11 protein-coding genes are annotated in these 11,558 nt (G+C 67.9%); 9 read left to right on the top strand and 2 right to left on the bottom strand.

What is annotated here, in order from left to right:
• Positions 1 to 16 precede the first annotated feature (16 nt).
• From B0F77_RS27950 to B0F77_RS27975, 6 genes are read left to right on the top strand one after another with little or no spacing between them, the layout of a single operon-like run.
• The gene (locus B0F77_RS27950) at positions 17 to 1,057 is read left to right on the top strand and encodes an ABC transporter substrate-binding protein (protein WP_086665977.1); all 1,041 of its coding nucleotides are present in this window, start codon (positions 17 to 19) and stop codon (positions 1,055 to 1,057) included.
• Entirely contained in the window at positions 1,047 to 2,561 is a 1,515-nt protein-coding gene (locus B0F77_RS27955) for a sugar ABC transporter ATP-binding protein (protein ID WP_086665978.1), read from the top strand. Before B0F77_RS27950 ends, B0F77_RS27955 begins: the two co-directional genes overlap by 11 nt.
• Positions 2,530 to 3,474, top strand: coding sequence for an ABC transporter permease (locus B0F77_RS27960; RefSeq protein WP_086665979.1), 945 nt, complete (start codon positions 2,530 to 2,532; stop codon positions 3,472 to 3,474). Before B0F77_RS27955 ends, B0F77_RS27960 begins: the two co-directional genes overlap by 32 nt.
• On the top strand, positions 3,471 to 4,436 hold the full coding sequence (locus tag B0F77_RS27965) for an ABC transporter permease (protein WP_086665980.1): 966 nt from the start codon (positions 3,471 to 3,473) through the stop codon (positions 4,434 to 4,436). The genes B0F77_RS27960 and B0F77_RS27965 overlap by 4 nt, the downstream gene beginning before the upstream one ends.
• A gap of 7 nt (positions 4,437 to 4,443) precedes the next feature.
• Positions 4,444 to 7,161, top strand: coding sequence for an AbfB domain-containing protein (locus tag B0F77_RS27970; RefSeq protein ID WP_086665981.1), 2,718 nt, complete (start codon positions 4,444 to 4,446; stop codon positions 7,159 to 7,161).
• Positions 7,162 to 7,169: 8 nt separating this feature from the next.
• Positions 7,170 to 8,243: a S1 family peptidase gene (locus B0F77_RS27975; protein ID WP_086665982.1), complete on the top strand. Its 1,074-nt coding sequence runs from the start codon at positions 7,170 to 7,172 to the stop codon at positions 8,241 to 8,243.
• 79 nt (positions 8,244 to 8,322) lie between these two features.
• On the opposite strand, the gene B0F77_RS27980 is transcribed toward B0F77_RS27975, so the two are convergent.
• Complete coding sequence (locus B0F77_RS27980; protein ID WP_086665983.1) at positions 8,323 to 9,366, bottom strand: FAD-dependent oxidoreductase; 1,044 nt, start codon at positions 9,364 to 9,366, stop codon at positions 8,323 to 8,325.
• 152 nt (positions 9,367 to 9,518) lie between these two features.
• On the opposite strand from B0F77_RS27980, the gene B0F77_RS27985 reads away from it, so the two are divergent.
• From B0F77_RS27985 to B0F77_RS27995, 3 genes are read left to right on the top strand one after another with little or no spacing between them, the layout of a single operon-like run.
• Positions 9,519 to 10,295: a heparin lyase I family protein gene (locus tag B0F77_RS27985; protein ID WP_211294061.1), complete on the top strand. Its 777-nt coding sequence runs from the start codon at positions 9,519 to 9,521 to the stop codon at positions 10,293 to 10,295.
• A 40-nt stretch (positions 10,296 to 10,335) separates the two neighbouring features.
• A complete protein-coding gene (locus tag B0F77_RS27990) occupies positions 10,336 to 10,701 on the top strand; it encodes a hypothetical protein (protein ID WP_086665984.1) in 366 nt (121 codons plus the stop codon).
• Positions 10,698 to 11,132 (top strand): hypothetical protein, encoded by a 435-nt coding sequence (locus B0F77_RS27995; protein WP_086665985.1) that lies wholly within the window; start codon positions 10,698 to 10,700, stop codon positions 11,130 to 11,132. Before B0F77_RS27990 ends, B0F77_RS27995 begins: the two co-directional genes overlap by 4 nt.
• A 3-nt stretch (positions 11,133 to 11,135) precedes the next feature.
• Here B0F77_RS27995 and B0F77_RS28000 read toward each other — a convergent pair whose 3' ends face one another.
• Positions 11,136 to 11,522, bottom strand: a complete 387-nt coding sequence (locus B0F77_RS28000) for a RidA family protein (RefSeq protein ID WP_086665986.1) — start codon at positions 11,520 to 11,522, stop codon at positions 11,136 to 11,138.
• Positions 11,523 to 11,558 lie beyond the last annotated feature (36 nt).

Raw genomic sequence — 11,558 nt, forward strand, 5'->3', positions numbered from 1 at the left:
CGGGTGGGAGTCAACGATGTCTCGTGTCCTGCTGATCGCCGTCACCGCACTGCTCGTGACGGGGTGCACCGCCAGAGAGGGCCAGCAGACCACGAGCAGTGGTGGGCCGGCCGCTTCCGCCGCTCAACAACAAGGTGCCGGCCCGGGCTGTGCGCGGAGCAGGACCGGCTATCCGCAGGTCAGCCTCGAAGGGGCGACGGTCGGCTTCTCCCAGTCCGAGAAGGAGGGCAACCCCTTCCGCACCGCCGAGACGCAGTCGATCAGGGACGAGGCGGCCAAGCGCAAGGTGAACCTGCTCTTCACGAACGCGCAGAGCGACCTGAACAAGCAGATCAGCGACATCAAGTCGTTGCTCGACCGCGGGGCGAAGCTGCTGATCGTGGCACCGCTCAACTCCGACGGCCTGCAACCCGCGTTCGACGCGGCCAAGGCCAAGCAGGTCCCGGTGGTCACCATCGACCGCAAGGTGACCTCGCAGCCCTGCACCGACTACCTGACGTTCATCGGCAGTGACTTCGTCGAACAGGGCAAGCGCGCCGCCCAGCAGATGATCAAGGCGACCGGCGGCACCGGCAAGGTCGCCATCCTGCTCGGCGCCTCTGGCAACAACGTCACGGTCGACCGGACCAAGGGCTTCAAGGACGGCATCGCCGGTACGCCTGGTCTGACCGTGGTCGCGGAGCAGACCGGCGAGTTCGACAGGTCCAAGGGCCAGGCCGTGATGGAGCAGCTCATCCAGAGCCACCCGGACATCACCGCCGTCTACGCGGAGAACGACGAGATGGGCGTCGGCGCCGTCACCGCGCTCAAGGCCGCGGGCAAGCAGCCGGGCAAGGACGTCAAGGTCGTGTCCATCGACGGCACGCGCACCGCCGTGCAGTTGATCGCGGACGGCAGCTACACCGCGGTGGTCGAGTCGAACCCGCGGTTCGGGCCGCTCGCGTTCGACACGCTGGAGAAGTTCGGCAAGGGCGACGAGATCCCGCAGAACATCGTGATCTCCGACGACGAGTACGACGCCGCGAACGCCCAGCAGAAGCTCGCCAATGCCTACTGAGACATCGGCTGGGCCGGTGATCGAGGTCGCCGGCGTGACCAAGACCTTCGCCGGCGTGCGCGCTCTCGACGACGTGGACTTCACTCTGGGTCGCGGCGAGATCCACGCGCTGGTGGGGGAGAACGGCGCCGGCAAGTCGACGCTGATCAAGGTGCTGACCGGCATCCACACCCCCGACACCGGCAGGATCGTCCGCGACGGCCACATCTCCACGATCTACCAGGAGGTCAACCTCGTCCCGCTGATGAGCGTCGCCGCCAACCTGTTCCTCGGCCGCGAGCCGCGCACCCGGCTCGGCCTGATCGACCGCGCCCGCCGCGACGCCGAAGCCGCCGAACTGTTGCGCGGCTACGGCATCACGGCGGACGTGAGCAGTCCACTTGGGACGCTGGCGGTCGGCGAACAACAGATGGTGGCGCTCGCCAGGGCGGTCGAGGCGGACGCGGACGTCGTGATCATGGACGAACCGACCTCGTCGCTCGAACCGCGTGAGGTGGAGACACTGCTCGAAGTCGTGCACAAGCTGCACGAGGCGGGCATCGCGATCATCTACGTCAGTCACCGGATGGACGAGCTCTACCGGATCTGCGACACGGTCACGGTCCTGCGAGACGGCCGGAACGTGCACAGCGGCCCGCTCAAGGAACTTCCGCGCATCGAACTCGTCTCGCTGATGCTCGGCCGATCGGTCGGCGAGATCGAGCAGCACGGCACCACGGCGTTCGGCGAGGACCACCACGCCGACACCCAGCCGGTGCTCGAAGCACAGGGGCTGACCAGCAAACCGCGCATCAAAGGCATCGACGTCTCCATTCGGCCCGGTGAGGTCGTGGGTCTCGCCGGACTGCTCGGATCGGGGCGCACCGAGACCGCGAAAGCGATCATCGGCGCGCTCCCGCTCGACCACGGCACGGTGCTCGTCGCGGGCAAACCGGTGCCGCGCACCGTACAAGCGGCCACCAGGGCCGGCATCAGCATGCTCGCGGAAGACCGCAAAACAGAGGGGATCATCCCGAACCTGTCCGTGCGCGAGAACATCGTGCTGGCCGCGCTGCCGAGACTGAGCCGGTTCGGTGTGATCAGTCGGTCCAAACAGGACCGGATCGTCGAGACCTTTGTCAAACGTTTGCGCATCAAGGTGTCCAGCCCCGAACAGAAGGTCGCGGAACTCTCCGGCGGCAACCAGCAGAAGGTGCTGCTGGCCAGATGGCTGTGCACCGAACCGAAGATTCTGCTCCTCGACGAACCCACGCGCGGCATCGACGTCGGTGCCAAAGCCGAAGTGCAGGCGCTGATCGACGAGCTCGCGCGGGAAGGCCTGGCGGTGCTGTTGATCAGTTCCGAGCTGGACGAGCTGCTCGACGGCGCGGACCGGCTCGTCGTGCTGCGGGACGGGGAGGTCGCGGGTGAGCTGGAAGGAGCTCAGCTCACCCGCGAACACGTGCTCACGGCCATCGCGGCGGAGGTGACGGATGACGCTGACAGCCACCAGAACAGCCACTAGAACTCGCTGGCTCCAGGACAACGGTGTCTATGTCGCCGTTGTCGCGCTGCTGCTGTTCAACGCCCTGTTCACGACCAACTTCCTGACGGTGGGCAACTTCCGCACCCAGCTCGTCCAGGCCGCACCTGTCCTGATCGTGGCCCTCGGCATGGCGTTGGTGATCGGCACCGAAGGCGTCGACCTGTCCGTCGGCGCGGTGATGGCACTGGCCGCCGCGATCATCCCGCTCTACCTCGGCGCGGGACCGCTGCTCGCGATCCTGATGGCGCTCGTCGTCGGCCTGACCGCGGGAGCGTTCAACGGCTTCCTGGTGGCCAAGGTGGGCATTCAACCGATCGTCGCCACGCTGGCGTTGCTGGTGGGCGGCAGAGGACTGGCGCTCGTCATCGCGGACGGGCAGCTCGTCCAGTTGCACGACTCGACGTTCCTCGCCCTCGGCACCGACGACCTGCTCGGTGTCCCGATCAGCGTGCTGATCGCGGGTCTGCTGGCACTGGTGATCGCAGGGCTGACGAGCCGCACGACGTTCGGCCGCCAGCTGGTCGCGGTCGGCGGCAACCGCAGGGCGGCCACCCTGGCCGGTCTGCCGGTCAACCGGGTGCTGGTCGGGGTCTACGCCATCTGCGGTGTGCTCGCGGCGATCTCGGGTGTGCTGGCCACCTCCCGGCTCGGCGCCAGTGATCCGGCGGACATGGGCCTGTTGATGGAACTGTCCGCGATCACCGCGGTGGTCGTCGGCGGAACTCCGCTCACGGGCGGGAAAGTGCGCGTTCTCGGTACGGTGACGGGGGTGGTGCTGATGCAGCTCGTCCGCGCCACGCTGATCAAGCACGACCTGCCGGACTCGATCGCCCAGATGATTCAGGCCGCGATCATCGTCGCCGCCGTGTACGTGGCACGGGAGCGCCGATGACAACGTTGACAACGGCAGCGAGAACCAAGGCCCTGCAACGCCAGGGCGCCGCCGTCGCGCTCGTGCTCATGGTCGCGGTGTCGTGGCTGGTCTTCCCGCGCTTCGGCAGTCTCGACAACCTGCGCGACCTGGCCCTGCAGGGCTCGTTCCTCGCGGTGATCGCGCTCGGCATGACGTTCGTGATCATCACCGGCGGCATCGACCTGTCCGTGGGCTCGCTGTACGCGCTCGGCGGCGTGCTGGCGGCCTGGGGCTCGCAGTACGGGTTCCTGGTGGCGCTGGCACTGCCGTTGCTCGTGTGCGGCGTGATCGGGCTGGTCAACGGTCTGCTGATCGCCCGCACGAACATGGCGCCGTTCATCGTCACGCTGGCGTCCCTGCTGTTCGCGCGCGGACTCCTGCTCGCCATCACCGACGAGGGCGCCGACACCTACCAGATCGCGCCGGACAGCGCGTTCGTCGAGCTCGGCCGCGGCACGGTGTTCGGCTTCGGCTTCCCGATCTTCGTCGCGGCCGTGCTGTGCTTGCTGGGCGGCATGATCCTCAACCGCACGACCTTCGGTCAGAACGTGTTCGCGACCGGTGGTGCCGAGCAGTCGGCGATTCTCCTGGGTGTTCCCGTCGCCAGGACCAAGATCGGTGTCTACGCGATGAGCGGCACGCTGGCGGGGCTCGCCGGCGCCCTGACCGCCGCCTATCTGCAGTCCGGGGTCACGGTCATCGGCGTCGGCACCGAACTCGACGCCATCGCGGTCGTGGTCATCGGCGGCACCCTGCTGACCGGCGGCATGGGCACGGTCCTCGGCACGGTGATCGGCGTCGGCCTGATCAAGGTCATCCAGAACGTCATCAACCAGATCGGCACGCTCGACAGCAACTACCAGTCGGTGGTCAGCGGCGTTTTCCTGCTTGTCGTCGTTGTCCTGCAACGCGTACTCGCGCACCCTTCACAGCGAAGATAGGAGAGTCATGACCAGACGCTTCCTGGGCGTGTTGGTCGGAATGCTGATCACGACCTCGACCGTCGCGGCACCGGCCGCGCACGCGGTGGAGTGGGTGCCGAAAACCCCTCCGCTGACGACACCCTGGACCGACCAGGTGTCGCCGGGCAACGCCCTGCCCGAGTACCCGCGCCCGCAGCTCGTGCGCACCGAGTGGCAGAACCTCAACGGTGTCTGGGAGTTCGCGGGTGCGCCGAACCTGAACAGCCCGCCCATCGGCCGGCCGCTGGCAGAAGGCGTCCTGGTGCCGTACCCGATCGAGTCCGCGCTGTCGGGTGTCAAACGGCACGAGGACAACATGTTCTACCGCCGCACCTTCACCGTTCCGTCCTCCTGGAACGGTCGTCAGGTCAAGCTCAACTTCGGAGCGGTGACCTGGGAGACGAGGGTCTGGGTCAACGGCAGGCAGGTCGGCACGCACACGGGCGGCTTCGACTCGTTCGCCTTCGACATCACCCCGGCGTTGACCACCGGCGCGAACGAGATCATCGTCGGCGTGCACTCGCCGGTCGACGGCAGCCGGTACCCGATCGGCAAGCAACGCAAGACGCCGGGCGGGATCTTCTACACCGCCGCGTCCGGCATCTGGCAGACGGTGTGGCTGGAACCGGTGCACAGCGCGCACATCACGCGCCTCGACACCACCCCGGACGTGCCGGCGGGCGTGCTCGACCTGGTCGTCCAGGGCACCGCTGGCCAGCAGGTCACCGCTGAAGCACTGACGAACGGCCAGGTCGTCGGCTCCAGCAGCGGCACGGTCGGCGGCCACCTGCGGATCCCGGTGCCGAACGCCAGGTTGTGGTCGCCGGACGACCCGTTCCTCTACGACCTGCGCGTGACGCTGGCCAGCGGCGACGTCGTGACCGGCTACTTCGGCATGCGCTCGCTCGGCAAGGCGATGGTCGGCGGTGTCATGCGGCCGTTGCTGAACGGGAAGTTCGTCTTCCAGATCGGCACGCTGGACCAGGGCTACTGGCCGGACGGCGTCTACACCGCGCCGACCGACGCGGCGTTGCGCTGGGACCTCGAACGCCAGAAAGCGTTGGGGTTCAACATGGTCCGCAAGCACATCAAGGTCGAACCGGCACGCTGGTTCTACCACGCCGACAGGCTGGGCCTGATGGTCTGGCAGGACATGCCGGCCGTGGACGCGGTCGACGAGGTGCCGAACTCGCACGCGAACTACGAGTCCGAGCTGCGCCGGATGATCGACCAGCTCAAGGGCATCACGTCCATCGTGCAGTGGGTGCCGTTCAACGAGGGCTGGGGCGAGTACGAAGCCGGCCGGATCGTCGACCTGGTCCGGTCGATCGACAACACGCGGCTGGTCAACCACAACTCCGGCTCCAACTGCTGCGTCTCGGACCCCGATCCGGGCAACGGCGACATCATCGACGACCACGCCTACCAGATCACGACGACCACCCGGCAGCCCGACGCGAACCGGGTCGCGATGCTGGGCGAGTTCGGCGGCCTGGGCCGCCGGGTCGTCGGCCACGAGTACCAGCCGGGCGCGGGATTCGCTTACGGCGCCCTGTATCCGGACGAGCAGTCGCTGACCAAGCGGTACGAGGAGGTCACGAAGCAGGTCGCGCGGATGGTGCACACGCGCGGGCTGTCCGCGTCGGTCTACACCGAGCCGTACGACGTGGAGAACGAGGTCAACGGCTTCTACACCTACGACCGCCGCGTGCTGAAGATGACCGAGGCACGGGTGCGGGACATCAACCTGAAGGTACTGGCCATCGCCCGCGGCACGGCGGTGGGGCCGGACGACGTGGTTTCGTTGCGCGTCACCACTTCCGGCTTCACCAACCGTTACCTGCGCCACCAGGACGGACTGGCCCGCACCGACGTGATCAGCACGGACCTGGGCCGGTTGGACGCCACGTTCCACGTGCGTGCCGGACTCGCCGACGCGGCCTGCCTTTCGTTCGAGTCGCGGAACTTCCCGGGGCAGTTCCTCCGGCACAGCAACGGACGCATCCGCAAGGACGTGAACGACGGCACGATCGCGGCCGACGCCACGTTCTGCGCCTGGGAAGGTACCGGCGGCACCGCGCTGGAGTCCTACAACCAGCGCGGATCGTTCGTGCGGCACTACTTCGAGGGCGTCTATCTCGCGCGTTCCGGTGGCCCGAACCCCTGGGACACACCGAACTCGTTCGCCGCGGACATCACCTGGGCGATCGGCGTGGCGTTGTGGCGCAGCGGTGCGGACCTGCCGCTGGACCAGGCCCGGTCGTTCCGGGTGACCACGCCCGGCTTCACGGACCGCTATCTGCGCCACCGCGACGGACTGGCCCGCACCGACGTCGTGACCAGCGGAAGCGACGGCCTGCTCAAGTCCGACGCGACGTTCGTGATCAGGCGCGGGCTCGCCGAACCGACCTGCTACTCGTTCGAGTCCCGCAACTACCCCGGCAACTTCCTGCGACACGCGGACTTCCGCGTTCGCCTGAACGCCAACGACAACACCGACCTGTTCCGCCGCGACGCCACGTTCTGCGCCCAGCAGGGCAGCGGAGGCGTGCGGCTGGAGTCGGTCAACGAGCTCGGCACCAACATTCGCCACTACGCGGAGGAGGTCTGGGTCGCCTCGAACGGCGGCGCACACACGTACGACAACCCTGCCTCGTACAACCAGGACGTGAGCTGGGCCGTGGGCTCACCTTGGGCACCGTAGGAGAACACATGCTGCTACGCATAGTTTCCGTGTCCGCGATCGTGCTGAGCACGATCACCATCCCTGCTGCGGCGGCGTCCGCCGAGGTCGTCGACGCCATGAGTCGCGACTTCGGCATCACCGCCGCGCAGGCGCAGACCAGGATCCGCGCCGAGAAGGTGGCGCTGAAGATCGCGCCGGCCGCCCAGGAAGCCGCCGCCGAGTCGTTCGGCGGCAGCTGGTTCGCCGACGGCAAGCTGCGGGTCGCGGTGACCGACCCGGCGAAGGCCGACGCCGTTCGGGCGACCGGCGCCGAGCCGGTGATGCGCACGAAGTCGTTCGCTTCTTTGAACGCGGTGAAGAACGGCATCGACAGGCTGTCGAAGGCCGGTGCGGTGTCCAAGGACGTCGCCGGGTGGCGGGTCGACGTCCAGCGCGGTGCCGTCGTGGTCGACACCGTGCCGGGAGCCGATGTTTCGGGGCTGCCCAAGGATGTCGTCGTCAACACCGAGGGCGTGCAGCGGCCGCAGCCGTTCGCGGCCGGCACCGTGGGCGGTGACCCGTTCTACACGGGCAACTACCGCTGCTCGATCGGCTTCTCGGTGCACGGCGGGTACGTCACCGCCGGGCACTGCAACGCCGGCGCCTGGAACGTCTACGGCTGGGACCGGTCGTGGCAGGGCGAGTTCGTCGGCTCTTCCTTCCCCACCAACGACTACGGCTGGGTCCGCACCGGTGGCGGCTGGTGGAACGTGCCGGTCGTGCTCGGCTGGGGCCAGGTGAGCGACGCGCTGGTGCGCGGTTCGTGGGAGGCCCCGCCCGGCACCTCGGTGTGCCGCTCGGGTTCGACCACGCACTGGCACTGCGGAGTCGTCCAGGGCCGCAACGAGACCGTGAACTACGAGCAGGGCGCGGTCTACGAGATGGTCGGCACCTCGGTCTGCGCCGAGCCCGGCGACTCGGGTGGTTCGTTCATCACCGGTGACCAGGCGCAGGGCGTGACGTCCGGCGGGTACGGCAACTGCTCGAGCGGTGGCCGCACGTGGTTCCAGCCCGTCAACGAGATCCTGCGCGTCTACGGTCTGACCCTCCTGACCGCGTGATTTGAGTTGCCATGAACGGCGCTTTCGTGGACCTGGGGTCCACGAAAGCGCCGTTCATGGCCAGCTCGGGGCGCTGAGGCTAGGTGAACAGGATTCGTTTGGCGGCGGCTTTTCCGAGGGGTGTGCGTAGCGCGGTGAACGCTAGCTCGGCGAGGCTGGGGCCGCGGACCAGCGACAGGCCGCGCCGCAACGTCGACCGGACGCGGTAGCGCCGCCGCATCGCCGCGCCGTCGTAGTGCTCCAGCACGTACTTGTTGCCGCTGCGCAGGTAGTCGAACGTGACCGAGGCGGCGAGCTCGGACATCCGCAGGCACGGGTCGAGCCCACCGGCGGTGAGCGGGGAGACCGCGCCCGCCGCGTCGCCGACCAGCAACCCCTGCGGTGACACGATGTTCCTGAGCAACCCGCCGACCGGGATCGGCCCGCCCCTGCGCTTGACCGGTCCGACGGGTTCGGGTGTCGGGAAGCTGTCGCGGAAGCGTTGCAGCAGCTGGGGGAGCGGAGCGGTGAACCGGTCGGCGCGGCCGGCGAGCCCGACGTGCGCGTGCTCGCCGTCGTCGATGACCCAGGCGATGTAGCCGGGCGCGAGCCGCGGGTCGACCACGCAGTGGAACGTCGGAGTCGAGCCGGTGCTGATCGGGTAGACCTCCTCGATCCCGGTGATCAGCTGCCGGTTGACGTCGAGACCGAGCTTCTTCGCGACGGTCGAGCGAGCGCCGTCCGCGCCGATCGTGAACCGCGCTTTGGTCGCGTTGAGCGGGTAGCCGGCGTTGAGGTGGACCTGTGCGCCGGCGCGTTCGGCGTCCTCGACCGCCTGCCGGTAGATGCCCGCCATGTCGCCGACCCGGAACTCGTCCCGGTCGCTGACCAGCTCCACCGGTTCGCGCAGCGACGGCGGGTAGAGCAGCACGCGCCGCACGGCCGGGCCGAGGTGTGGCAGGTCGTAGTCGGTGAGCGTGCGCCGAACGAAGATGCCGGTGGTCCGAATGCCGGTGTCGAGGCTCGCCCGGCGTTCGCACACCGCCACGTCGAGGCCGACCTCGGCGAGCAGGCGAGCGGTGTTGAGGCCGGCCAGACCGGCGCCGACGACGAGCACGTCCACGGTGTCCACGTGCTCGACCATAGGTTCGCGGCGCTGGACGGTTCTCCTTTCCCGGCAACACCTTCACCGGATCTGCACGGATCCTCCACAAACCTGAGCCCTTGACACATCGGAGGTCTCTCCCAGAAAGTGGTCTGTACCGCTGCCTCGAACCGTGGTTCGAGGAGGAACCGATGGAGTTGTTCAACCGCCGCACGGCGATGCGTGGCGCACTCGCGCTCGCGGCAACGCCGTTCGCGGCCGGGGTCGCATCCGCTGACGTCGGAGCTCTGGCGTTCGTGCAGAAGTGGGCCCCGAATCCCGGATCGGTCGGGCTGAAGGCGTTCGTCGGCATCGAGGACGACCGCGCGAACTCGCACCCGTCCGCCACGCACATCTTCGCTGAGAGCGACCAGTACCGGTTCGTGATGCACAAGTCCGATCGGGACGGTTCCGACCGGCAACGCCAGGAAGTGCGCGCGATCCAGACCGGCAGCACCCGTCACGACATGAAGAAGGGCGAGACCTGGCGGTTCAACTACCAGATGTACATTCCGAGCTCGTTGAAGGGCACCACCAGCTTCACGCACATCTTCCAGGTCAAGCACACCGGCGTCGCGTCGCCCGTGGTCACGATGTCGTTGTTCCGCTCGGGTTCGACCGAGACCGTCGAGATGAGACTGTTCGGCGCGGGCCAGGCGAAACTCGGCAGCACCCCGCTGGCGCCGTTGCGCAACAAGTGGATCGACGTCGAGATCGAGATCAAGGTCGCCGACTCCGGCAGCCTGCGCTACTCGCTCAAGGACGGCGGCACGACCGTGGTCAACGCCTCCCGGACCGGTTTCGACACCTGGCTGGGCGGTGACCAGGCGCATCCGAAGTGGGGCATCTACCGGGGCCTCGGTGACTCCGCGCAACTGCAGGACACCTATCTGTTGCTGCGGAACATGAAGGCGTACCGCAACGAATGAGGTGTTCCCAGGCGGGCGCCCGAAGGTGAGAATTGTCCGCGTGGGGGATCTACACGGACGGACCGTCGAGAGCAGGGCCGGTGTCGCCGCCTTCCTGGCCGGCGTGTGGCTGATCGCCGCGCCACCGGTCCTGCACTTCAGCGCGTCCTCGCACGCTTTCCGGCCCTATTGGTGGTCGATGGGCCTGGCCGTCGTGATCATGCTGCTCGGCATGGTGCGCGCGATGGCGCCGCTGGACGTGCCGCTGGCGCAACCGATCACGATCGCCCTGGCGCTGTGGCTGGTCGTCGTGGCGTTGCGCGGTGGAGACGGCTGGACCTGGACCGTTTGGCTCAACCAACTCGTCGTTTCGGCGGTGATCGCGCTGTCGGCCGGGCTGGCGTTGCTGATCGGCCTGCGCCGGTGAGCGCGAGGCACAAGTCGTCCGACAACTGCCTGATCTGCCGCGGCGAGCAGGAAGTGGTCGTCGGCATCGAGGAACGCGGGCCGCACGAGCGCATGTACGACTACAAACGTGTGCTGTTCTGCGCCGCGTGTGACGTTGGTGAACTACGGTCGTTCAGCTACGACGACTTCGTGGAGTTCGGCGAGGAAGACGACGTCATGGTGTGGTCGGCGGTGATCGTGTCCGCGGACATCTCACGCCTGCGTTCCGACTTCGCGTGCACCTCGCCGTTGGACCACTCTTGTTCGTGCGCCCAACACGTCCGTGCCTACGACACGTGCGTGCGCGTGGACAAGACCCTGCTGCCGGAGTACGGGCCCGACCGGCACAGTCCAGCCGGGCGTACGACTGTGTCGGTCACCGTGGCCGACGGTCTTGTTTCGTTCGTTTGAGCCTCAGTCGATCACGGCGGTCGCCTCGATCTCGACCAGGTGCTCGGGCACGTCCAGCGACTGCACCCCGATCAGCGTGGCGGGCGGCCTGGCGGTCATCCCGAGCTTCGCCCGCGCGTTCTCGATGCCCTTGAGCAGCTCCGGCATCTTCTCCTGCGACCAGTCGACGACGTAGATCCGGACCCGGACCAGGTCCTCGAGCGTCGCGCCGGCCGCCTTGAGCGCGTTGTGGACGTTCCCGTAGGCCTGCTCGACCTGGAGTGCGAGGTCCGGCACGGCGTCCCAGGCGACCTGCCCGGCGAGGTAGACGGTCTTCGACCCGGCCGCGACCGCCACGTGGTGGTAGACGTCGAGCTTTGGCAGCTCGTCGGAGTTGATCAGCGTGATCATGACTTCCCTTCGCTCTCTTGCGGTTACTCGGTCACC

Source organism: Lentzea kentuckyensis (assembly GCF_002150765.1).
In the GTDB taxonomy this organism is placed as follows: domain Bacteria; phylum Actinomycetota; class Actinomycetes; order Mycobacteriales; family Pseudonocardiaceae; genus Lentzea; species Lentzea kentuckyensis.